This is a genomic window from Pseudomonas sp. FW305-96 (assembly GCF_058783825.1).
Map to the genome: position 1 here is coordinate 63,869 of NZ_JBYSYW010000007.1, position 22,974 is coordinate 86,842.

General features: G+C 64.1%; 17 protein-coding genes. 4 read left to right on the top strand and 13 right to left on the bottom strand.

Features of this window, described 5'->3' with window-relative positions:
- The first annotated feature begins 40 nt into the window (after positions 1 to 40).
- Both selO and trxC read left to right on the top strand, forming a co-directional pair.
- Entirely contained in the window at positions 41 to 1,501 is a 1,461-nt protein-coding gene (gene selO / locus AC3WL2_RS07370; RefSeq protein WP_102681764.1) for a protein adenylyltransferase SelO, read from the top strand.
- Between the two features lie 129 nt (positions 1,502 to 1,630).
- On the top strand, positions 1,631 to 2,065 hold the full coding sequence (gene trxC, locus AC3WL2_RS07375; RefSeq protein ID WP_102681765.1) for a thioredoxin TrxC: 435 nt from the start codon (positions 1,631 to 1,633) through the stop codon (positions 2,063 to 2,065).
- On the opposite strand, the gene AC3WL2_RS07380 is transcribed toward trxC, so the two are convergent.
- Both AC3WL2_RS07380 and AC3WL2_RS07385 read right to left on the bottom strand, forming a co-directional pair.
- A complete protein-coding gene (locus AC3WL2_RS07380) occupies positions 2,062 to 2,835 on the bottom strand; it encodes a ParA family protein (RefSeq protein WP_094011035.1) in 774 nt (257 codons plus the stop codon). The two genes, trxC and AC3WL2_RS07380, sit on opposite strands and share 4 nt — an antisense overlap.
- Before the next feature lie 52 nt (positions 2,836 to 2,887).
- Entirely contained in the window at positions 2,888 to 3,793 is a 906-nt protein-coding gene (locus AC3WL2_RS07385) for a LysR family transcriptional regulator (RefSeq protein ID WP_102681766.1), read from the bottom strand.
- A 113-nt stretch (positions 3,794 to 3,906) separates the two neighbouring features.
- On the opposite strand from AC3WL2_RS07385, the gene AC3WL2_RS07390 reads away from it, so the two are divergent.
- The gene (locus AC3WL2_RS07390; RefSeq protein ID WP_102681767.1) at positions 3,907 to 5,148 is read left to right on the top strand and encodes an MFS transporter; all 1,242 of its coding nucleotides are present in this window, start codon (positions 3,907 to 3,909) and stop codon (positions 5,146 to 5,148) included.
- 35 nt (positions 5,149 to 5,183) lie between these two features.
- Here the strand turns inward: AC3WL2_RS07390 and AC3WL2_RS07395 are convergent, their stop codons facing one another.
- From AC3WL2_RS07395 to pilM, 11 genes are all read right to left on the bottom strand, one after another.
- Positions 5,184 to 5,531: a YgiW/YdeI family stress tolerance OB fold protein gene (locus AC3WL2_RS07395; protein ID WP_046853850.1), complete on the bottom strand. Its 348-nt coding sequence runs from the start codon at positions 5,529 to 5,531 to the stop codon at positions 5,184 to 5,186.
- A 115-nt stretch (positions 5,532 to 5,646) separates the two neighbouring features.
- Entirely contained in the window at positions 5,647 to 6,711 is a 1,065-nt protein-coding gene (gene hemE / locus AC3WL2_RS07400) for a uroporphyrinogen decarboxylase (RefSeq protein ID WP_102681768.1), read from the bottom strand.
- 230 nt (positions 6,712 to 6,941) lie between these two features.
- Entirely contained in the window at positions 6,942 to 8,360 is a 1,419-nt protein-coding gene (locus tag AC3WL2_RS07405) for an FAD-dependent oxidoreductase (RefSeq protein ID WP_046853848.1), read from the bottom strand.
- Between the two features lie 123 nt (positions 8,361 to 8,483).
- Complete coding sequence (gltB, locus tag AC3WL2_RS07410; protein WP_102681769.1) at positions 8,484 to 12,929, bottom strand: glutamate synthase large subunit; 4,446 nt, start codon at positions 12,927 to 12,929, stop codon at positions 8,484 to 8,486.
- Positions 12,930 to 13,303: 374 nt separating this feature from the next.
- Positions 13,304 to 14,929 (bottom strand): AAA family ATPase, encoded by a 1,626-nt coding sequence (locus tag AC3WL2_RS07415; RefSeq protein WP_102681770.1) that lies wholly within the window; start codon positions 14,927 to 14,929, stop codon positions 13,304 to 13,306.
- 15 nt (positions 14,930 to 14,944) lie between these two features.
- Entirely contained in the window at positions 14,945 to 16,042 is a 1,098-nt protein-coding gene (gene aroB / locus AC3WL2_RS07420; protein WP_023631794.1) for a 3-dehydroquinate synthase, read from the bottom strand.
- A 95-nt stretch (positions 16,043 to 16,137) separates the two neighbouring features.
- Positions 16,138 to 16,656 (bottom strand): shikimate kinase AroK, encoded by a 519-nt coding sequence (aroK, locus tag AC3WL2_RS07425; RefSeq protein WP_038706967.1) that lies wholly within the window; start codon positions 16,654 to 16,656, stop codon positions 16,138 to 16,140.
- 4 nt (positions 16,657 to 16,660) lie between these two features.
- Positions 16,661 to 17,884, bottom strand: coding sequence for a type IV pilus secretin PilQ (locus tag AC3WL2_RS07430; RefSeq protein ID WP_102681771.1), 1,224 nt, complete (start codon positions 17,882 to 17,884; stop codon positions 16,661 to 16,663).
- The gene (locus tag AC3WL2_RS07435) at positions 17,841 to 18,854 is read right to left on the bottom strand and encodes a pilus assembly protein PilP (RefSeq protein WP_102681772.1); all 1,014 of its coding nucleotides are present in this window, start codon (positions 18,852 to 18,854) and stop codon (positions 17,841 to 17,843) included. The genes AC3WL2_RS07430 and AC3WL2_RS07435 overlap by 44 nt, the downstream gene beginning before the upstream one ends.
- Positions 18,851 to 19,390 (bottom strand): PilN domain-containing protein, encoded by a 540-nt coding sequence (locus tag AC3WL2_RS07440; protein ID WP_102681773.1) that lies wholly within the window; start codon positions 19,388 to 19,390, stop codon positions 18,851 to 18,853. The genes AC3WL2_RS07435 and AC3WL2_RS07440 overlap by 4 nt, the downstream gene beginning before the upstream one ends.
- On the bottom strand, positions 19,387 to 20,283 hold the full coding sequence (pilM, locus tag AC3WL2_RS07445) for a type IV pilus biogenesis protein PilM (RefSeq protein WP_102681774.1): 897 nt from the start codon (positions 20,281 to 20,283) through the stop codon (positions 19,387 to 19,389). Before pilM ends, AC3WL2_RS07440 begins: the two co-directional genes overlap by 4 nt.
- A gap of 168 nt (positions 20,284 to 20,451) precedes the next feature.
- On the opposite strand from pilM, the gene AC3WL2_RS07450 reads away from it, so the two are divergent.
- The gene (locus AC3WL2_RS07450) at positions 20,452 to 22,911 is read left to right on the top strand and encodes a penicillin-binding protein 1A (RefSeq protein ID WP_371918093.1); all 2,460 of its coding nucleotides are present in this window, start codon (positions 20,452 to 20,454) and stop codon (positions 22,909 to 22,911) included.
- Positions 22,912 to 22,974 lie beyond the last annotated feature (63 nt).

Here is a 22,974-nt window from a genome sequence, read left to right on the forward strand (position 1 = left end):
CACAGCGGCCCCAATGGCACCGAATTCAGGAGCAGGCCCCGTGAAGTCCCTCGACCAACTCACCTTCGACAACCGCTTCGCCCAACTCGGCGATGCCTTCTCCACCCAGGTCCTGCCCGACCCGATTGCCGACCCCCGCCTGGTCGTTGCCAGCAAATCGGCGATGGCCCTGCTCGACCTGGACCCCGCCCAGGCCGAACTGCCGGTGTTCGCCGAGCTGTTCAGCGGCCACAAGCTCTGGGAAGAAGCAGACCCGCGCGCGATGGTCTATTCCGGCCACCAGTTCGGCTCCTACAACCCGCGCCTGGGGGATGGCCGTGGCCTGCTGCTGGGCGAGATCCTCAACGAGGCCGGCGAACACTGGGACCTGCACCTCAAGGGCGCCGGCCAGACGCCCTACTCACGCATGGGTGATGGCCGTGCCGTACTGCGCTCGTCGATTCGCGAGTTCCTTGCCTCCGAAGCCCTGAGCGCCCTGGGCATCCCCAGCAGCCGGGCGCTGTGCGTGATCGGCTCGAGCACCGCAGTGTGGCGGGAAACCCGCGAAAGCGCCGCGATGCTGCTGCGCCTGGCACAGAGCCATGTGCGCTTCGGCCATTTCGAGTATTTCTACTACACGAAACAGCCCGAGCAGCAGCGTGTGCTCATCGACCATGTGCTGGAGCAGCACTATCCCGAATGCCGCAGCGCCGAGCAGCCCTACCTGGCCATGTTCCGCACCATTGTCGAGCGCAATGCCGAGCTGATCGCTCGCTGGCAGGCCTACGGCTTCTGTCACGGGGTGATGAACACCGACAACATGTCGATCCTCGGCATCACCTTCGACTTCGGCCCCTACGCCTTCCTCGACGACTTCGACGCCAACTTCATCTGCAACCACTCCGACGACCGCGGCCGCTACAGCTACGCCAACCAAGTGCCGATCGCCCATTGGAACCTCAGCGCCCTGGCCCAGGCCCTGACCACAGTGATCGAGGTCGAGCCGCTGAAGGAGACGCTGGCGCTGTTCCTGCCGCTGTACCAGGCCCACTATCTGGACCTGATGCGCCGCCGCCTGGGCCTGACCACCGCCGAGGACGACGACATGGCCCTGGTCGAACGCCTGCTGCAACGCATGCAGAGCGGCGGTGTGGACTACGCGCTGTTCTTCCGCCGCCTGGGCGAGCAACCGGTGGCCGAGGCCCTGCAAATGGTGCGCGACGATTTCGTCGACCTGGCCGGTTTCGATGCCTGGGGTGCGGACTACCTGGCACGCTGCGAGCGTGAGCCGGGTAATGCCGAAGGTCGCCGTGAGCGGATGCATGCGGTCAACCCGCTGTACATACTGCGCAATTATCTGGCGCAGAAGGCTATCGAAGCGGCAGAGGCCGCTGACTACAGTGAAGTGCGTCGGCTGCATCAGGTGCTGAGCAAACCGTTCGAGGAACAGCCCGGGATGCAAGCGTATGCCGAGCGGCCGCCAGAGTGGGGCAAGCACCTGGAGATCAGCTGTTCATCCTGATTTCCATTGCTGCGCGTGAAACTCTGCGACGGCTTCCCCCTCAATCGCCGGCAAGCCGGCTCCCACAATGAGCGCGCCAACCCTGTGGAAGCTGCGGTTCGCCGACGCATCTTTCGACTGGAGACCCCAATGTCCAATCCGCTGGTAATCCCCTGCCCCCACTGCAACGGCCTCAACCGCATCCCCGCCGAGCGCCTGGGCGACACCCCGAAATGCGGCCGCTGCAAACAGAACGTGCTGCTGAGCACCTCGTTCGAGCTGACCGAAGGCAACTACGCCGCCCAGATCAAAGGCGACCTGCCGCTGCTGCTGGATGTCTGGGCCGACTGGTGCGGCCCGTGCAAGAGCTTCGCCCCGACCTTCGAACAAGCCGCGCGCCAGCTGTCGGGCCGCTGCCGCCTGGCCAAGCTCGACAGCGAGGCAAACCGCAACCTGGCCGGCCAGTTGGGTATCCGCTCGATCCCCAGCCTGATCCTGTTCAGGAACGGCCGCGAAGTGACCCGCCAGGCCGGCGCGTTTCCACTCCAGTCATTGCTGGAGTGGCTGCGCAGCCAAGGAATCTAGGCGCTACGCTCCAGCAGATCATGCAGCTCGACGAACTGCTGGGTCAGCTTGTGCCGTGGCTCCAGGTGGATCAGCGGCAGGCTGGCGTGGTGTGACTCACGCATCTTCACCGAACTGCCGAGGTAAACCGGTAGCACCGGCAGGCCCTCGGCCAGCAGTTCGTCGAGCATCTGCTGGGGCAGGCTGGCGCGGGACTGGAATTGGTTGACCACGATACCCTCGACCATCAGGTCGTCGTTGTGGTCTTCCTTGAGCTCATCGATCTCGGCCAGCAGGCCATACAGGGCCTGGCGCGAGAAGCTGTCGCAGTCGAAGGGGATCAGCACGCGATCGGCCGCGATCAATGCGGAAACCGCGTAAAAGTTGAGTGCTGGAGGGGTATCGATATAGATCCGCTCGTAATCCTCGTCCAGCTCATCGAGCAGTTTGCGCAGCTTGTTGATCTTGTGCTTGGCCTCGAGCTTGGGCTGCAGGTCGGCCAGCTCGGGGGTGGCAGTCACCACGTGGAGGTTGTCGAAGGGGGTTTCGTAGATATCGACCTTGTTCTTCTTGGCGAACGGCCCGCTGGACAGCGACTGCTTGAAAAAGTCGGCGATACCCATGGGGATGTCGTCGCCGGTCAGGCCGGTAAGGTACTGGGTCGAGTTGGCCTGGGCATCAAGGTCGATCAGCAAGGTCCGGTAGCCTTCACTGGCACTGACCGCCGCTAGATTGCAGGCAATGCTCGACTTGCCCACGCCACCTTTCTGATTGAACACCACGCGCCGCATGTCAGACCTCCGTGTATCAACGAATGCCCGAGTATGTGGCCAGCGCGGCGGTTTAGCCAGCACCTTCGGGCTGCTCAAGCCCGGCCAGCAACGCGACGAAGGCATTGGCCATGGCCGAGCCAGACGCTTCGCGGCGCACCAGCCACACGGCGGTCATGGCCTGCTCGTCGAGCAGTGTGCGATACACCACACCCTCGATGCGCATGCGCTGGAACGACGCTGGCAGCACTGACACACCCAGCCCCGCCGAGACCAGGCCGATGATAGTCATCGCCTCCCCGGCCTCCTGGGCAAAATGTGGGCTGAAACCCGCCTGGCGCGCCAGGCTCAGCAATTGGGCATGCAAGCCGCTGCCATAGCTGCGCGGAAAGAACACGAAGGGCTCGTGGGCCAGGGCCTGCATGTACAGCCCCTGCTCGCTGCCGCTGGCCAGCGGGTGCGATGCGTTGAGCACGGCCACCAGGGGTTCGCGGAACAGTTCGGTACAAACGATCCCGTCCGGCAGAGGCATCGGCCGCATCAGGCCTACTTCGATGGACTCGTCGAACACCGCCTCCACCACTTCACGGCTGCTCATTTCTTCCAGATTCAGATGCACCGAGGGGAAACGCTGGCGAAAGGCGTGAATAGCCTTGGGAATCCGCGAGGTGAAAGGCGCCGACGAGGTGAAGCCGATCTTCATCTCGCCCAACTCGCCCAATTGCGCACGCCGGGCCACGTCGGCGGCCTTTTCCACCTGGGCCAGGACTTGCCGGGCCTCTTCGAGGAACAACCGACCGGCCTCGCTGAGCTCGACCCGACGGTTGGTGCGCTCGAACAGTCGTGCGCCCAGCTCCTGTTCCAGGGCCTGGATCTGCTGGCTCAGCGGCGGTTGCGAGATGCCCAGTTGCTGGGCGGCGCGGCCGAAGTGCAGCTCTTCGGCCACAGCGATGAAATAACGCAGGTGACGCAGCTCCATGGTCGGCTCCGAACAGGTCGTTAAACGTCTTAAACAGGTCGAACAATATATTGGATCTAATCATTAGCCAGCTATATGATTTTTCCATCGCAACGCCCCGAGGTACCGCTCCTGTGAGATCCGCCGTCGCCCCCCTGCCCATCGAGCCCGACCCTGTCGTCAACGACATCTGGATCGAGAAAGGCACACCCGCCTTCATGAAGACCGTGCTGGCGCTGTTCAGCGGCGGCTTTGCCACCTTCGCCCTGCTGTACTGCGTGCAGCCGATGATGCCGCTGCTGTCCGAAGAGTTCGCCATCAACGCCGCGCAGAGCAGCCTGGTGCTGTCGGTGTCTACGGCCATGCTGGCCATCGGGCTGCTGATTACTGGGCCGATTTCCGACCGTATCGGGCGCAAGCCGGTGATGGTCTTCGCCTTGCTGTGCGCGGCGCTGTCGACCCTGGCCAGCGCGGTGATGCCGAGCTGGGAGCTAGTGCTGGCCACGCGGGCACTGGTGGGCTTGTCGCTGAGCGGCCTGGCCGCGGTGGCGATGACCTACCTGAGCGAAGAGATCCACCCGCAGCACATTGGCCTGGCCATGGGGCTGTATATCGGCGGCAATGCCATCGGCGGCATGAGCGGGCGGCTGATCACCGGCGTACTGATCGACTTCGTCAGCTGGCACACGGCGATGCTGGTGATCGGCGGCCTGGCCCTTGTGGCGGCCGTGGTGTTCTGGAAGGTGCTGCCCGAATCGCGCAACTTCCGGGCTCAATCATTGAAACCCCGCAGCCTGCTGGACGGTTTCGTCATGCACTTCAAGGATGCCGGGCTGCCCTGGCTGTTCCTCGAGGCCTTCCTGCTGATGGGCGCCTTCGTCACCTTGTTCAACTACATTGGCTATCGCTTGCTCGCCGGCCCCTACCATATGAACCAGGCGCTGGTCGGCCTGCTGTCGGTGGTGTACCTGTCGGGGATCTACAGCTCTGCGCAGGTCGGCGCGCTGGCCGACAAGCTCGGGCGGCGCAAGGTGTTCTGGGCCAGTATCGTGGTCATGGCCGGCGGCCTGCTCATGACATTGGCCAACCCGCTGGCCATGATCATTCTCGGCATGCTGGTGTTCACCTTCGGCTTCTTTGGCGCGCATTCGGTGGCCAGCAGCTGGATCGGCCGCCGGGCGCTGAGGGCCAAGGGGCAAGCTTCTTCGCTGTACCTGTTCAGCTATTACGCGGGGTCGAGTGTCGCCGGGACGGCGGGCGGGTTGTTCTGGCACCAGTGGGGCTGGAACGGCATCGGGCTGTTCATCGGCAGCCTGTTGGCGGTGGCGTTGCTGGTGGCGCTGCACCTGAGCAAGTTACCGCCGAAGACCGCCTGATCGCTGGGGCCGCTGTGCGGCCCCAAAATCTCGGATCAGTTGATGATCTCGACGATATCCACATCCACTTCACGGCTCATCAGGTGCTTTTCCACCTCGCCGGTCAGCTTGACCTTGGTCTTGTCGTTGAACGGCGTCGCTGGCAGGTCTTCGTCGTCGATCTCGACGGTGATGGTGCCGGTGTTGTCCTTGAACTCGTACTTGTCGTCGTTGTTGATCTTCTTGGTCACGTAGCCTTGCAGTACCACCGGGGTGTCGTCGGCGGCATCGTTGGCGGCAGCCACCGTGGTCACGGACTGGGCACCGGGGCCTGTGTAGCCGGCGGCCAGGGCGGCGGTGCTGAACAGTGGGGCGAGAATCAGGGGCAGGTAACGGGCTTTCATGGTGATCGGGTCCTGTTTGCGTTTTGATGGCACCAGATTACCGACGATCGCTGAATTGAAACTTAATACAACAAAAAGCCCGGCACTTGGCCGGGCTTTTTGCGATGCACACCGGTTACTGGTGGTACTGCGCCGAAAGCTCGTGCACGGCGTTGATGAATACGCCGGCGTGCTCCGGGTCGACTTCTGGGGTGATGCCATGGCCCAGGTTGAACACGTGGCCGCTGCCCTTGCCGTAGCTGGCCAGGATGCGCGCCACTTCCTTGCGAATCGCCTCGGGGTTGGCGTACAGCACGGTCGGGTCCATGTTGCCCTGCAACGCGACCTTGTCCCCGACGCGGCGGCGGGCATCGCCGATCTCGCAGGTCCAGTCCAGGCCCAGCGCGTCAGCACCTGCATCGGCGATGCTTTCCAGCCACAGGCCGCCGTTCTTGGTGAACAGGATCACGGGCACCTTGCGCCCTTCGTGCTCGCGGATCAGGCCGCTGACGATCTTGCGCATGTAGGCCAGGGAGAATTCCTGGTAGGCCGCCGCCGACAGGTTGCCACCCCAGGTATCGAAGATCTGCACCGCCTGGGCGCCCGCCTGGATCTGCCCGTTGAGGTAGCTGGTGACCGACTGCGCCAGCTTGTCCAGCAGCAGGTGCAGGGCCTGCGGGTTGTCATAGGCCATGGCCTTGATCTTGCGGAAGTCCTTGGACGAACCACCTTCCACCATGTAGGTGGCGAGGGTCCACGGGCTGCCGGAGAAGCCGATCAGCGGCACGCGGCCGTTGAGCTCGCGGCGGATGGCGCTGACCGCGTCCATCACGTAGCCCAGGTCCTGCTGCGGGTCGGGGATCGGCAACGCTTCGATGTCGGCCAGGGTGCTGATGACTTTCTTGAAGCGCGGGCCTTCGCCGGTCTCGAAGTACAGGCCCTGGCCCATGGCGTCGGGGATGGTGAGGATGTCCGAGAACAGGATCGCCGCGTCCAGCGGGTAGCGGTCCAGCGGCTGCAGGGTGACCTCGCAGGCGAACTGCGGGTTCATGCACAGGCTCATGAAGTCACCGGCCTTGGCGCGGCTGGCGCGATACTCCGGGAGGTAGCGGCCGGCCTGGCGCATCATCCATACCGGGGTGACATCTACGGGTTGCTTGAGCAGTGCACGCAGGAAACGATCGTTCTTCAGGGCAGTCATGTCGGCATCCGGAAAAAAAGTGCGGGCATTTTCTCAGACGCGGACGCAAAAGGCACGGCCATGGCCATGCGTTTTGTCTATCAGGTGCCATGGATCAAGCATTTTTGTATACAAAACGAGGTCCTGGGGTTGCATCTGATGGCCTCATCACCGGCAAGCCGGCTCCCACAGGGTAAGGCACTGCCTTTGTGGGAGCCGGCTTGCCGGCGATGAGGCCGGTTCAGGCAACATCAGACTTCGAGGTAATCCAGAATGCCTTCAGCTGCGGTACGCCCTTCGAAGATCGCCGTCACCACCAGGTCCGAACCCCGCACCATGTCGCCACCGGCAAACACTTTCGGGTTGCTGGTCTGGTGCTTGAACTTGCCCTTCTCCGGGGCCACCACGCGGCCCTGGCTGTCCATCTGGATACCGAACTGCTCGAACCACGGCGCCGGGCTCGGGCGGAAGCCGAAAGCGATCACCACGGCGTCAGCCGGCAGGATCTCCTCGGAGCCCGGGATTGGCTCAGGGCTGCGGCGACCACGGGCATCCGGCTCGCCGAGACGGGTCTCGACCACCTTCACGCCCTCGACCTTGTCCTCGCCGACGATGGCGATGGGCTGGCGGTTGTAGAGGAACTTCACGCCCTCTTCCTTGGCGTTCTTCACCTCTTTGCGCGAACCCGGCATGTTGGCCTCGTCACGGCGATAGGCACAGGTCACCGACTTGGCACCCTGGCGGATCGAGGTGCGGTTGCAGTCCATCGCGGTGTCGCCACCGCCAAGCACCACGACCTTCTTGCCCTGCATGTCGACGAAGTCTTCCGGCGACTTCTCGAAACCGAGGTTGCGGTTGACGTTGGCGATCAGGAAGTCCAGCGCGTCGTGCACGCCCGGCAAGTCCTCGCCGGGGAAGCCGCCCTTCATGTAGGTGTAGGTGCCCATGCCCATGAACACTGCATCGTACTCGGCGAGCAGTTGCTCCATGGTAATGTCACGGCCCACCTCGGTGTTCAGGCGGAACTCGATGCCCATGCCGGTGAAGACTTCGCGGCGATTGCTCAGCACGGTCTTTTCCAGCTTGAACTCGGGGATGCCGAAAGTCAGCAGGCCACCAATCTCGGGGTTGCGGTCGAATACCACCGGGGTCACGCCGGCACGTACCAGCACGTCGGCACAGCCCAGGCCCGCCGGGCCGGCGCCGATGATGGCGACACGCTTGCCGGTCGGCTTGACCTTGGACATGTCCGGGCGCCAGCCCATGGCGAACGCGGTGTCGGTGATGTACTTCTCCACCGAACCGATGGTGACCGCGCCGAAGCCGTCGTTCAAGGTGCAGGCACCCTCGCACAGGCGGTCCTGCGGGCACACACGGCCACAGACTTCCGGCAGGGTGTTGGTCTGGTGCGACAGCTCGGCTGCCGCCAGGATGTTGCCCTCGGAAACCAGCTTCAACCAGTTGGGGATGAAGTTGTGCACCGGGCATTTCCACTCGCAATACGGGTTGCCGCAGCCCAGGCAGCGGTGCGCCTGCTCCACGGACTGCTGCGGCTTGAACGGTTCGTAGATCTCGACGAACTCCTTCTTGCGCTGGCGCAGCAGCTTTTTCTTGGGGTCTTTGCGCCCCACTTCGATGAACTGGAAGTCGTTGCTCAGACGTTCAGCCATTTTTCAAAACCTCTTAACAGCAGCTGCAAGCTACAAGCTGCAAGCCGCAAGACGATCACTTAAGCCGGGCAAACCTCGAAGCGCATTTACTTGCAGCTTGAGGCTTGCCACTTGCAGCTGTTCTTACTGCGGGTTGGCACGGGTGCTGGACAACAGGTGCTTGAGGTTGGCCGCCTTCGGCTTGACCAGCCAGAAGCGCCGCACATAGTCGTCCAGGTTCTCCGAGAGCTCACGCCCCCACTCGCTGCCGGTCTCTTCCACGTACTCGCCCAGGACCCGCGCCAGGTGGCTGCGGTAGGCTTCCATCGCCTCACCACTGATACGCTGGATTTCCACCAGCTCGTGGTTGAGTTTGTCGAAGAAGCTGTTGTCCATGTCGAGCACGTAGGCGAAACCGCCAGTCATGCCAGAACCGAAGTTGTAACCGGTCTTGCCCAGGACGCAGACAAAGCCACCGGTCATGTATTCACAGCAGTGATCGCCGGTGCCCTCGACCACAGCGTGGGCGCCGGAGTTACGCACAGCGAAGCGCTCGCCCGCAGTGCCTGCGGCGAACAGCTTGCCGCCGGTGGCGCCATACAGGCAGGTGTTGCCGACGATGGCGCTGTGCTGGGTTTCGAACGGGCTGCCGGCCGGTGGCACGATGGTCACCTTGCCCCCGGTCATGCCCTTGCCGACGTAGTCGTTGGCGTCGCCTTCCAGGTGCAGGTTCAAACCGCCGGCGTTCCACACGCCGAAGCTCTGGCCCGCGGTGCCCTTGAAGCGGAAGGTGATCGGCGCCGCGGCCATGCCCTGGTTGCCGTGCAGCCTGGCGATTTCGCCAGAGATGCGCGCACCGATGGAACGGTCGCAGTTGCAGATGTCCATGGCGAATTCGCCACCAGCCATGTCGCGGATCGCCGGCAGGGCCATGGCGACCATCTTCTCGGCCAGTTCGCCCTGGTCGAACGGCGGGTTCTTGTCCACTTGGCAGAACTGCGGCTTGTCGGCCGGGATGTGCGAGCTGCCCAGCAGCGGCGACAGGTCGAGGTGGCCCTGGCGCTCGGTGTCGCCCGGCAGCACATCGAGCAAGTCGGTACGGCCGATCAGCTCGCCCAGGCTGCGCACGCCCAGCTTGGCCAGCCACTCGCGGGTCTCTTCGGCGACGAAGGTGAAGAAGTTGATCACCATGTCGACGGTGCCGATGTAGTGGTCCTTGCGCAGTTTGTCGTTCTGGGTGGCCACGCCGGTGGCGCAGTTGTTCAGGTGGCAGATGCGCAGGTACTTGCAGCCCAGGGCGATCATCGGCGCGGTGCCGAAGCCGAAGCTCTCGGCGCCGAGGATCGCGGCCTTGATCACGTCGAGGCCGGTTTTCAGGCCGCCGTCGGTCTGCACCCGCACCTTGCCGCGCAGGTCGTTGCCGCGCAGGGTCTGGTGGGTTTCAGCCAGACCCAGTTCCCACGGGGCGCCGGCGTACTTGATCGAGGTCAGCGGCGAAGCGCCGGTGCCGCCGTCGTAGCCGGAAATGGTGATCAGGTCGGCATAGGCCTTGGCCACGCCGGCGGCAATGGTACCTACGCCGGCCTCGGCGACCAGCTTGACCGAAACCAGGGCCTGTGGGTTCACCTGCTTGAGATCGTAGATCAGCTGGGCCAAGTCTTCGATCGAATAGATGTCGTGGTGCGGCGGTGGCGAGATCAGGGTCACGCCCGGTACCGCGTAGCGCAGCCTGGCAATCAGGCCGTTGACCTTGCCACCTGGCAGCTGGCCGCCCTCGCCGGGTTTGGCGCCCTGGGCGACCTTGATCTGCAGCACTTCGGCGTTGACCAGGTATTCCGGGGTCACGCCAAAGCGGCCGGTGGCCACCTGCTTGATCTTCGAGCTTTTGATGGTGCCGTAGCGGGCCGGGTCTTCACCGCCCTCACCGGAGTTGGAGCGCGCCCCCAGGCGGTTCATCGCCTCAGCCAGGGCTTCGTGCGCCTCTGGCGACAGCGCACCCAGCGAGATGCCGGCGGAGTCGAAGCGCTTGAGGATCGCGTCCAGCGGCTCGATTTCATCCAACGGCAGGGCCTGGTCGGCCACTTTCACTTTCAGCAGGTCGCGGATCATCGACACCGGACGCTGGTCGACCAGCGTGGTGTATTCCTTGAACTTGGCGTAGTCGCCCTGTTGCACGGCGGCCTGCAGGGTGTTGACCACGTCCGGGTTGTAGGCATGGTATTCGCCACCATGGACGAACTTGAGCAGCCCACCTTGCTGGATCGGCTTGCGCGCACTCCAGGCTTCGGCGGCCAGCAGCTTCTGGTCGCTCTCCAGGTCTTCGAAACGCGCCCCCTTGATGCGGCTCGACACGCCCTTGAAGCTCAGGCCAACCACTTCCTCGGACAGGCCGATGGCTTCGAACAGCTGGGCGCCACGGTACGAGGTGATGGTGGAGATGCCCATCTTCGACAAGATCTTCAGCAGGCCCTTGGAGATGCCCTTGCGGTAGTACTTGAACACTTCGTCCAGATCGCCCAGCACTTCGCCGGTGCGGATCAGGTCGGCCAGCACTTCGTAGGCCAGGTACGGATAGACAGCCGAGGCACCGAAGCCCAGCAGCACGGCGAAGTGGTGCGGGTCGCGAGCAGTGGCGGTCTCGACCAGGATGTTGCTGTCGCAACGCAGCCCTTGTTCGGTCAGGCGATGGTGTACTGCGCCTACGGCCAGCGAGGCGTGTACCGGCAGTTTGCCCGGGGCAATGTAGCGGTCGCTGAGCACCAGCTGGGTCTTGCCGCCGCGCACCGCTTCTTCGGCCTGGTCGGCGATATTGCGGATGGCCGCTTCAAGGCCGAGGCTTTGCTCATAGTTGAGGTCGATCAGCTGGCGGTCGAAACCTTCGCGCTCCAGGTTCATCAGCGAACGCCACTTGGCGGGCGAGATGACCGGCGAGCTGAGGATCACCCGCGAGGCGTGCTCGGGGGACTCCTGGAAGATGTTGCGCTCGGCGCCCAGGCAGATTTCCAGGGACATGACGATCGCTTCGCGCAGCGGGTCGATCGGCGGGTTGGTCACCTGGGCGAACTGCTGACGGAAGAAATCGTACGGCGAACGCACGCGCTGGGACAGCACGGCCATCGGCGTGTCGTCACCCATCGAGCCGACCGCTTCCTGGCCCTGCTCGCCGAGCGGGCGCAGCACCTGGTCACGCTCCTCGAAGGTGACCTGGAACATCTTCATGTACTGCTTGAGCTGGTCAGCGTCGTAGCTGGCCACGCCCTGGTCGTCGCTCAGGGTCGCCTGGATGCGCGTGGCGTGCTGGCGCAACCAACGCTTGTACGGATGGCGCGACTTCAGGCGGTTGTCGATGGCGTCGGTGTCGAGGATCTGGCCGGTCTCGGTATCCACGGCAAGGATCTGGCCTGGGCCGACACGGCCCTTGGCGACGACATCTTCAGGCTGGTAACCCCATACGCCGATCTCCGACGCGATGGTGATATAGCCGTTGGTGGTGGTGACCCAACGCGCCGGGCGCAGGCCGTTGCGGTCGAGCAGGCACACCGCGTGGCGGCCTTCGGTCATGACGATACCGGCCGGGCCATCCCACGGTTCCATGTGCATGGAGTTGTATTCGTAGAAGGCGCGCAGGTCGGCGTCCATGGTCTCGACGTTCTGCCAGGCTGGCGGTACCAGCATGCGCACGCCGCGGAACAAGTCGATGCCGCCAGTGACCATCAGCTCGAGCATGTTGTCCATGCTGGATGAGTCGGAACCGACGCGGTTGACCAGCGGACCGAGCTCTTCGAGGTCGGGGATCAGGTCGTTGGCGAACTTGGTGCGACGGGCCATGGCCCAGTTGCGGTTGCCGGTGATGGTGTTGATCTCGCCGTTGTGGGCGAGGAAGCGGAAGGGCTGCGCCAGCGGCCACTTCGGCAGGGTGTTGGTGGAGAAGCGCTGGTGGAACACGCAGATTGCGGTCTGCAGGCGCTCGTCACCGAGGTCCGGATAGAACGCCGCGAGATCGCGCGGCATCATCAGGCCTTTGTAGATGATGGTCTTGTGCGAGAAGCTGCAGATGTAGTGGTCGGCGTCGTGGGCGTTGGCCACGGACGAACGGCGACGGGCACTGAACAGCTTGATGGCGAATTCCTGATCGCTCAGGCCTTCGCCGCCGATGAACACCTGTTCGATCTGCGGCAGGCGCTCCAGGGCCAGGCGGCCAAGGACGCTGGTATCGATCGGCACCTTGCGCCAACCCACCAGCTTGAGGCCGGCGTTGACGATCTCGCGATCCATGTTGGCGCGGGCGGCTTCGGCTTTGACCGGGTCCTGGTTGAAGAACACCATGCCGACGGCGTACTGCCTGGGCAGCTCGACGGCGAAGTGCTCCTGGGCCACGGCGCGCAGGAATTGATCGGGCTTCTGCATGAGCAGACCGCAACCGTCGCCGGTCTTGCCGTCGGCGTTGATGCCGCCGCGGTGGGTCATGCAGGTCAGCGCCTGCATGGCGGTTTGCAGAAGGTGGTGACTCGGCTCGCCCGTCATATGGGCGATCAGGCCGAAACCACAGTTGTCCTTGAATTCTTCGGGATGGTACAGACCTGTTTTCATAGACACTTTCTCACCAGGTTTACCTCTCAACCGGAGGCAAATCTCTTTTTTAACAACCACTTACCATCCACGCCGATCAAACGCCAGCTTTTTTGCGGTGGCCATGGAAAACCATTGTTGCACAGCGACAGCGACGCCCACAAATTTTCATGTCTCACCATTGAAAATTTATGTCGCAATTTTGAATGTTTTTAAGTCGTTCGCCGTGATAGCGGCTTGACTGGAGTCTGAAGCGTTTCAGCCAGGACTGCAAGAAAGGGCTTGTGGCCGGCAGTCTGGGACAGAAAAGCCTGCCGCGCTTAGGCGCAGCAGGCTAGTTGAAAGCTAGAAGTCGCTCAGCAACTGGGCGGCGGGGTGATGCCGCCCGGAAGGTATCAGCGGGCCGTGGCCAGCTCTTGTTGGACGCTGCCCACGGTACGTGGCCAAGGTTTACCAGCCTGGACCTTGGCTGGCAAGTTCTTGATTGCCGCAGCGGCGGCATCGCGGTTGGCGAAGTTGCCGTAGGTCACCACGTACAGCGGCTTGCCCTGCAGGTTTTTCCTGAAGTAGCGATAGTCGCCACCCTGCGCCTTGACGAACGACTGCGCCGACGCCTCGGAACTGGTGCCGAAGATCTGCACCACATAATTGCCGGGCTTCTGGCCCGCGTACCAGCTGCTGTTGCCGGCGCCGCCGGCAGCCGGTTTCTCGACGGGTTTGGCTGCAGGCTTGGCGCTCGCGACCTGGGTCGGGGCCGGGGCTGGCTTGGCAGGTGCAACCGGTTTTGCCGGTTGGGTTGCTACAGGTTTTGTCGCAGGCGCAACCGGCTGTACCGGAGCGCTGGTCACCGGCTGGGCCGGGGCCGGCGCAGGACTGGCGGTGGCACCTTGCGGCGGCGCGATGGTGGTCACGGTCGGCGGCACGGCAGCCGATGGCGTGGCTGGTTGCAGTGCAGTGTTGTCGGCCGGCCCGCCGTCTTCACCTTCACCCATGCCAGCGGCCTGGGCCAGCGGTTCGCGCATTACCGGCTGCGACTGGCCGACCAGCGGCAACGGCATGGGCTGCGAGGAGCCGGAGAACTCGATGGCGGGCGCGCCGCCGTTGCCGCCCTGACCCAGGGGCAGTTGGGCCTGGGCAGCGGGGGGCGCGTCGGCCGGGGCCTTGTCGCCTTTCTTGGGCATCAGGACCGCCGCGCCAACGGCGACCACGACCACTGCGGACAACGCGAGCACGTGTTTCTTAGGCATTTTGAACCCCATGGATGGTCGCTTGACCGTGGTACGGCTGGCGATCATGGCTTCGATCAAGGTATCGCGGGCGACCTGGTTGATGTTCCCAGGCCAGCCGTCGGCGTTTTCGTGGATGTCGACGATCTGCTCGGCGGTGAACACCTCGATGCCCCGGCCAGCACCCTCCAGGCGCTGCTCCAGGTACTCGCGGGTTTCTTCCTCGCTGTACGGGGCCAGTTCAATGACGTGGAATCGCTCGCCATCGGCATTGAGCTCGTCCAACCCGGCGATCAGCGAAGGCTCGCCGAACAGGAACACGTGCGGACGCCCTTCAGCTACGCCTGCCGCCAACTCCAGCAACGCTTGGAGTGCCGACTCGTCGAGTTGTTCCGCATCGTCCACCAGCAGATAGACTTCCTGGCCGGTCAGCGCCAGTTGCACCACCTGCGACAGGATCGCCTGCACTTCCGGCTGCGCCACGCCCAGCGACTGTGCCACCTGGCCGAGCACGCTGGCCGCGTCGCTGGCGCCACGGGCGGATACCACCACGCTTTGCACCGACTGCTTGTTGGTGCTGGCCACCAGCGCCTGGCGCAGCAAAGTCTTGCCGCTGCCCACAGGGCCGGTGACCGCCAGCATCAACTGGCTGTAACGCGCCAGGTGGTGCAGCTGGCCAAGCACTGGCTTGCGCTGGGCGGGAAAGAACTTGAAACCGGGCACCCGGGGTGCGAACGGATCGTGGCTCAGCTGGTAATGATCGAGAAACGCCTCATCGGCATGCAGACTGGTCATTGCGTTGTCACAACCTCAAAGCTGGGCCACGATCGCGCGGTAATCCGCCGCCAGCGTGGCCTGAAGAATCTCTGTCGAATAGTCGTCGGTGACGACGGCCTCGCCCAGCTGGCGCAGCAGCACCAGGCGCAGGCGCCCGTCGAGCACTTTCTTGTCGACCGCCATGTGCTCCATGAAATGCGCCGGGGTCATTTCCTGTGGTGGCACCACCGGCAATCCTGCGTCCTGCAGCAGGCGAATTCCGCGATCACGCGCCGGCTGGTCGATCCAGCCCAGGCGCATGGACATTTCCAGGGCCATGACCGTGCCGGCCGCCACGGCTTCGCCGTGCAGCCAGACGCCATAACCCATGTGTGTTTCGATGGCATGGCCGAAGGTGTGGCCAAGGTTGAGCGTGGCACGCACGCCCGATTCGCGCTCATCAGCACCAACCACGGCGGCCTTGGCCGCGCAGGAGCGACGGATGGCCTCGGTCAGGGCGACGGAGTCCAGGGCACGTAGCGCCTGCATATTGTCCTCGAGCCAGGCGAGGAATGGCTTGTCGCAGATCAGGCCGTACTTGATGACTTCGGCGAGACCGGCGGACAACTCACGCGCAGGCAAGGTTTTCAGGCTGGTAGTGTCGATCAGCACTGCGTTGGGCTGGTAGAAGGCACCGACCATGTTCTTGCCCAGCGGGTGGTTGATGCCGGTCTTGCCGCCCACCGAGGAGTCCACCTGGGACAGCAGCGTGGTTGGCACCTGGATGAAGTCGACCCCACGCTGGTAGCAGGCCGCGGCAAAGCCGGCCATGTCACCGATCACGCCGCCACCGAGGGCGACCACGGTGGTGCGCCGGTCATGACGCGCGGTCAGCAGGGCATCAAAGATCAGTTGCAGGGTTTCCCAGTTCTTGTGGGCCTCGCCGTCGGGCAACACCACTGGCAGCACCGAGTAGGCACCCAGGGTCTTGCTCAGGCGTTCGAGGTACAGGGGTGCGACGGTCTCGTTGGAGACGATGGCGACCTGCCGGCCGGCAATATGCGGCGCCAGCAGCTCGGGCTGGTCAAGCAGGCCTTCGCCAATGTAGATCGGGTAGCTACGCTCGCCCAGGTCGACCTTAAGTGTCTGCATGTATCCCCACAATGTACTTGGGCGCGGTGGCGCTGTGGCCCCACGCGGTGACGTTCAACCCCGTCTCGGCGTTGGTCGCCGAGGATAGACCCCACTCAGCGGGGCGGCAACTTCTGCAGCCGCTCGAGAATGTCGAGCACGACCATGCGCGGTGGCCGTTCGTCGGTTTCCACCACCAGGTCGGCAATCTCGCGATAGAGCGGGTCGCGTGTTTCAAGCAGGGCACGCAAGGTGGCTTCCGGGTTGGCAGTACGCAGCAGCGGTCGGTTGCGGTCACGGGAGGTGCGCCCCACCTGCTGCTCCACCGAGGCATGCAGGTAGATCACCCGGCCACCGGCATGCAGCGCGGCACGGTTGGCATCGCGCATCACCGCGCCGCCACCGGTCGCCAGGACCACGCCATCGAGCGCGCAGAGTTCGGCGATCATCGCCTGCTCGCGGTCGCGAAAGCCCGGCTCGCCTTCCTTGTCGAAGATCCACGGGATGTTGGCGCCGGTTCGCAGCTCGATTTCCTTGTCGGAATCCTTGAACAGCAGGCGCAGCTCTTTGGCCAACAGGCGCCCGATGGTGCTTTTTCCAGCGCCCATGGGCCCTACAAGTATCAAATTTCGCACAGAATCAACGACTCACAGCAATCGCCTGGTCACTCATGATACGCGGAGTCAGGAAGACCAGCAGCTCGGATTTTTTCTCTTGTAATGCATCGCGTCGAAACAGCCGCCCAACATACGGCAGATCACCGAAAAATGGCACCTTGTCGACCACTTTGTTCTGCGACGTCGAATACACGCCACCAATCACAATGGTCTGCCCATCAGCCACCCGGACCTTCGCCGTGACCTCATTCTTGCGGATCGGCGGCACATCGTTCAGCGCATTGATGAAGTCGGGCTCGTCCTTGGTCACACGCACATCCATCACTACCTTGCCATCCGGGGTGATCTGCGGCGTCACCTCCAGCGACAGGGAGGCCTCGCGAAAGGAAATCGAGGTGGCGCCACTGCGGGTGGTCTCCTGATACGGCACTTCGGTGCCCTTGAGTATGCGCGCAGTCTCCTTGTCGGCCGTGACCACCTTGGGCTGGGAGATGACCTCGCCATTGCCGCTCTTCTCCATGGCGCTGAGCTCCAGGTCCAGCAGAATGTCGCTGCGCAGCAACCCCACGCCGAGCCCGGCATTGGCCCGCTCGACCCCGAGATCGACGAACAGGTCGCTACCCAGGCGACTGTCCCCCCCATACAACGGGCCACCCCATCGCACGCCCAGCACCTTCTCGTAATCGACGCTGGCCTCGACGATACGCGCCTCGATCATGACCTGGCGCACCGGCACATCCAGTTGCGTCACCAGCCTGCGCAGCTCGGCAAGCCGTTCGCCAGGCTGGGTGACCACCAGCGTGTTGGTCCGCGCATCCACACTGAGGCTGCCGCGCCCCGTCAGAATGCCGTCATCGGCCAGGCTCGCCAGCAACAGCTCCGCCAGCTCGGCGGCCTTGGCATGAAAGACCGGGATCAGTTCACGCCGCAAGGGCTCCAGCAACACCTCCTCGCCCATGCCCCGGGCCTGCCCGGCCAGCTCCGCAACGGGGGCGATCAGCAGCACATTGCCCTCCTGGCGCCTACCCAGCCCCTTGCTGCGCAGCACCAGGTCGAGCGCCTGCCCCCAGGGCACGTCCTCCAGGCGCAGGGTTATCCGTCCCTGCACCGAATCACTGGCAACCAGGTTGACGCCGGCGTGCTCGGCCATGACCTTAAGCACCGAGCGCAGCTCGACATCCTGGAAGTTGAGCGACATCGGCTCACCCTGAAGCTCCGCTGCCTGCACCGCCAGGATGCTCAACATCAACCCCACGCCGCTCAACCATCGTCTCGGCCTCATCCCTGACCTCTCCTTGCTCACGTTCTACAAGCACCAGATACCTGGAACGCGCCTGCCAACGCCCGCCAAGGTAGATCTGCTCGCGGACCTCCAGCCGATCGGCATCGATTGCCACCACGACCCCTTCATCCGACCCGAGCCGGTCACCTTGACCGACCCGATACACGTGCCCCGCCGAACGCAACAATGCCTGCCGGCGCCCTGACTGGGACAGGCTTCCGACCATTTCCAGTCGCGCCAAGGGAATATGCCGCAGCTCTTTACCCTGTGTGGCGGGCAACCAGGCCTGAAATGGATCGAACGTGGCCTTCGACAGAGCAGCCTGGGCAGGTTCATCCGCCAGCGCAGCCGGCACGGGTAGCTCTTCCCCTGGGTGATAGGCATGTATCAGCAACCGTGCGCCAACCACCCCTGTGCCCTCTTCCTGCAAGGCCAACCTGAGATGGGGCACGTTCAGCAAACGCAACTGCTGTAGCCACTGCTCAAGCCATAAGCGCAACGCCGGGTAGCGCCCGTGCACGCTGATATCCAGAGGCTGCAGACGGTACCCTGCTGCCTGCAGCGCTTCGTTTACCTCGATGCGTTCGAACGACAGGCCATGCTCATGGCCCGACAAGGCCAACTGGTCAAGCAGTTCACTCATGCCCTCGCCCGCAGCCAGTCGCCATCGCAACGCTTGCAGACCCATCCTGGCTTGTTCCAGAGCCTGCTGCGCTCGCTCCAGCTCGACAAGTTTTCCCGCCCCATCCTCCAGGACGCCCTGTAGCTGCAACTGTCTCTGGACTGCCTCGGCATGCCTATTGAGCGGCTCACGCAGGCGGGCGAAATAACCCACAAAAGCCACCAGAAACAGCAACCCTGCTGCCACCATCCACCGGAACAACCGGGACCGGGCCGCCAGGCCCTGCCAATCCTGGGCCCACAGGCGGTTCATGACTCACCCGCCAACAAGCGCGCCGCCAGCAGGAATTCATCGCCCTGGCCATGACGCCGCAAGTGAACAAGCTGCAGGTCCCGTACCATCGCTACCTGCTCCAAGCCGCGCATAAGCCGGGCCACCACTGAAGCAGAGGCTGCCAATCCGGTAAGGCGCAGATGCCCGTCCTCCACACCCACCTCGGTCAAGCGCGCGCCTTCGGGCATTGCCTGCTCCAATGCGAGAAACAGCCCAGGCAACTGCGCTCGCGCTGCGTCCAGCGCAGACACCGCCGCTTGCTCGGCCGACAACGCATCCCGTGTTTCACGCAACTGATCGATCTGCCGCAGCGAAGCGTCCAACCGCTCAACGGCCACCTGCTGCGTGGCGACAACCTGCGCCTGTCTGGCCAGACGCGACCGCGCCGTTCGATCGAGCAACATGACCCCGCACAGCGCCACCACCAGCGTGGCGACCAGGGTGATCTGGAATCGCCGCACAACGCTTGCCCGGCGCTGTTCGCGCCAGGGCATCAGATTCAGTCGTCCTTTCATGCCAGGCCTCCCATTGCCAAGCCACAGACCAAGGCCATGGCGGCAGCGGGCACGCTGGCTTCATCGAATTCGCCGGCCAGAGGCCCCGGGCGGCCGACATGGCATTTCACGCCCAGACGCTCGGACAGCTCTGCTGCCCGAACCTCATCGGCGGTGGCCCCGAACAACACAACTTGCTCCAACGCGCCCTGGGCACCCGACTGCCAGAGCCCCTCGACAGCCTCGGCCCAACGCGCCACAGAGGGCACGACACAGCGCTGCCGATGCGGTATGTGGCCTCCCTGCCAACGATGCAGGACTACCTCGTCCCGCTCCAACTGCAGCAGCGCCGTGACGCTTGCCTGCGCCTCGGCCACCAATGCCCGGCGCAACGCAAAGCTGTCCACCTCCACAGCTACCAACTGCAGGCTGGCTTGCGCGAACACGCGCTCCAGTGGGTCGAGCTGACTTTGCCTACAGGCCACCACCAACACCTCGACCTGCCCGGCATCCTCCGCGCATGGGCCATACACCTGGAAATCCAGGGCAAGGTCTTCCACAGGAAAGGGAAACAGCTGCTCGGCCTGTGCAAGCAAGGCGGCTTCGACGCCATGGCCGGGCAACCCTGCAGGCAGGCGGCAAACCTTGCAGATGACCTGCGATGCAGGCAACGCCAGGGCGACCCGGGACTGCGAAGTCCGACACCTGGCATGTGCCTGTCGCAGCCCCGCGACCAGGCACTCCACCTCGTCACGCCCCAATGAGCTGCCTGGCGCGTCACCAAGGCGCTCTTGCGCCCAACCCATCACCCGACAACCGCCACGCTGGCGGCGCAGGTGCAGCATCCGTACGGCGTCGGAGGCGATTTCCACCCCCAGCAGTGAACCGGCGTCCCTGCCAAAGCGTCCAAGCATGGCTGTTCCTTCCTGGTCATTGGCTGCCTGCCCCCTTGCGGCGCAGGCGGTCGTCCCTCTCCCCGGGCGGTCACCCGACGGGGCGAAAAATGCTTATAATGGCCAGCGTTTTTCTGCCCGCCGGCCCTGCGCGCAATCCACTCTCAACCTGGACACCCAAAAGCCTTGATACGCCTGCTGAAGTTCTTCTGGTGGTCTCTCGTCGCCGTCATCTGCGCGCTCGTTCTCGGTGTGAGCGGTGCGTTTCTGTATCTTAGTCCCAGCCTGCCCTCGGTCGACGCGCTCAGAAGCGTCCAGTTGCAAATCCCCCTGAGGGTCTACAGCAGCGACGGCAAGCTGATCGCCGAGTTCGGCGAGATGCGGCGCTCGCCGATCAAGTTCCAGGAAATTCCCCCACAGTTCATCCAGGCGCTTCTGTCCGCTGAGGACGACAATTTCCTCAACCACTATGGCGTCGACCCTAGCAGCCTGATGCGCGCGGCCTCGCAGTTGGTCAAGTCCGGACACATCCAGAGCGGCGGCAGCACCATCACCATGCAGGTGGCGAAGAACTTCTTCCTCACCAGCGAACGCAGCTTCTCGCGCAAGACCAACGAGATTCTCCTGGCCCTGCAGATCGAGCGGGAATTGACCAAGGACGAAATTCTCGAGCTGTACGTCAACAAGATCTACCTGGGCAACCGTGCCTACGGCATCGACGCCGCGGCACAGGTGTACTACGGCAAGTCGATTCGCGACGTCAGCCTGGCGCAGATGGCCATGATCGCCGGCCTGCCCAAGGCACCCTCGCGCTTCAACCCGCTGGCCAACCCGGTACGCGCCAAGGAGCGCCGCGACTGGATCCTCGGGCGCATGTACAAACTCGGCAAGATCGATGAAGCCAGCTACCAGGCCGCCCTGGCTGAACCGCTGAATGCCAGCTACCACGTACCGACCCCGGAAGTGAATGCGCCGTACGTCGCCGAGATGGCCCGGGCCGAGATGGTCGGTCGCTACGGCAGCGACGCCTATACCGAAGGCTTCCGGGTCACCACCACGGTGCCGAGCGACATGCAGCAGATGGCCAACAGCGCAGTCCTCAACGGCCTCAGCGAGTACGACGAACGCCACGGCTACCGCGGCCCCGAGGCGCGCTTCCCTGGCAAGACGCGTGCGGCCTGGCTGCAGGAGCTGAGCAAGCAACGCACCCTGGGTGGCCTGGAGCCCGCCATCGTCACCCAGGTCGAGAAGACCGGGTTGAAGGTGATGACCCGTGGCGGCCTGGAGGAAAACGTCGCCTGGGACACCATGAAATGGGCCCGCCCTTACCTCAACAGCAACTCGCAGGGGCGCTCGCCGCAATCAGCGGCCGATGTGGCCCAGGTCGGCGACCTGGTGCGCCTGCAACGCCAGGAGGATGGCAAGCTCAAGTTCAGCCAGGTTCCTGCCGCCCAGAGCGCGCTGGTCACCCTCGACCCTTACAACGGCGCCATCCGTGCGCTGGTCGGCGGTTTCTCCTTCGAGCAGAGCAACTACAACCGCGCCATGCAGGCCAAGCGCCAGCCAGGCTCGAGCTTCAAGCCTTTCGTCTATAGCGCCGCCCTGGACAACGGCTACACCGCCGCCAGCCTGGTCAACGATGCTCCGATCGTGTTCGTCGACGAGTACCTGGACAAGGTCTGGCGCCCGAAGAACGACACCAACACCTTCCTCGGCCCGATCCGCATGCGCGAAGCGCTGTACAAGTCGCGCAACCTCGTATCGATCCGCCTGTTGCAGGCGATGGGCGTGGATCGCACCATCGACTACATCGCCAAGTTCGGCTTCAACAAACAGGACCTGCCGCGCAACCTGTCGCTGGCACTGGGCACCGCGACACTCACGCCGATGGAGATCGCCACCGGCTGGAGCACCTTCGCCAACGGCGGCTACAAGATCAGCCCGTACCTTATCGAGCGTGTCGAGAGCCGCAACGGCGAAATCCTGTTCACCGCCAACCCGCCACGCGTACCGCAGGGCAGCCAGGACCAGGCCGGCCTCGCCGCACCTGAGGCACCCATCAGCACCGCCCCGATGCCAGGCGAAGCGCTGTCGGCCGCAGGCCAGGTCACCCCGCCCCCACAAGTGCCTCAGGCGCCCGCCGTTGCCGAGCAGATCATCGATGGCCGCACCTCGTACATTCTCACCACCATGCTGCAGGACGTGATCAAGCGCGGTACCGGCCGCCGAGCTCTGGCCCTTGGCCGCTCGGACCTGGCGGGCAAGACCGGCACCACCAACGAGTCCAAGGACGCCTGGTTCTCCGGCTACAACGCTGACTATGTCACTACCGTGTGGGTCGGCTTCGACCAGCCGGAAACCCTGGGGCGCCGCGAATACGGCGGCACCGTGGCCCTGCCGATCTGGATGAGCTTCATGGGCGCCGCACTCAAGGGCATGCCCGAGCACCCACCTGCCGAACCCGAAGGCATCCTCAGCCTGCGCGTCGACCCAATCAGCGGCCGCGCCGCTACACCGAGCACGCCGAACGCCTACTTCGAACTGTTCAAGGCCGAGGACTCGCCACCGTCGGCGGACGAACTGGGCAACGGCGCAGCACCGGGCAGCCCGCTGCCGGCAGATGAAGCAGCGCCGATGGATCTGTTCTGATCCATCGACCCTTCGCGGGGCAAGCCCGCCCCCACGCACGAACGTAGGCAGGTGCTTGTGGGA

What these genes read in the sequence shown, in the direction of transcription:
- trxC (WP_102681765.1), top strand. Translation starts at nt 1,631, where the DNA reads ATGTCCAATCCGCTGGTAATCCCCTGCCCCCACTGCAACGGCCTCAAC.
- AC3WL2_RS07380 (WP_094011035.1), bottom strand. Translation starts at nt 2,835, where the DNA reads ATGCGGCGCGTGGTGTTCAATCAGAAAGGTGGCGTGGGCAAGTCGAGC.
- AC3WL2_RS07385 (WP_102681766.1), bottom strand. Translation starts at nt 3,793, where the DNA reads ATGGAGCTGCGTCACCTGCGTTATTTCATCGCTGTGGCCGAAGAGCTG.
- AC3WL2_RS07395 (WP_046853850.1), bottom strand. Translation starts at nt 5,531, where the DNA reads ATGAAAGCCCGTTACCTGCCCCTGATTCTCGCCCCACTGTTCAGCACC.
- hemE (WP_102681768.1), bottom strand. Translation starts at nt 6,711, where the DNA reads ATGACTGCCCTGAAGAACGATCGTTTCCTGCGTGCACTGCTCAAGCAA.
- AC3WL2_RS07405 (WP_046853848.1), bottom strand. Translation starts at nt 8,360, where the DNA reads ATGGCTGAACGTCTGAGCAACGACTTCCAGTTCATCGAAGTGGGGCGC.
- gltB (WP_102681769.1), bottom strand. Translation starts at nt 12,929, where the DNA reads ATGAAAACAGGTCTGTACCATCCCGAAGAATTCAAGGACAACTGTGGT.
- AC3WL2_RS07415 (WP_102681770.1), bottom strand. Translation starts at nt 14,929, where the DNA reads ATGACCAGTCTGCATGCCGATGAGGCGTTTCTCGATCATTACCAGCTG.
- aroB (WP_023631794.1), bottom strand. Translation starts at nt 16,042, where the DNA reads ATGCAGACACTTAAGGTCGACCTGGGCGAGCGTAGCTACCCGATCTAC.
- AC3WL2_RS07430 (WP_102681771.1), bottom strand. Translation starts at nt 17,884, where the DNA reads ATGTTGAGCATCCTGGCGGTGCAGGCAGCGGAGCTTCAGGGTGAGCCG.
- AC3WL2_RS07435 (WP_102681772.1), bottom strand. Translation starts at nt 18,854, where the DNA reads ATGAACCGCCTGTGGGCCCAGGATTGGCAGGGCCTGGCGGCCCGGTCC.
- AC3WL2_RS07440 (WP_102681773.1), bottom strand. Translation starts at nt 19,390, where the DNA reads ATGAAAGGACGACTGAATCTGATGCCCTGGCGCGAACAGCGCCGGGCA.
- pilM (WP_102681774.1), bottom strand. Translation starts at nt 20,283, where the DNA reads ATGCTTGGACGCTTTGGCAGGGACGCCGGTTCACTGCTGGGGGTGGAA.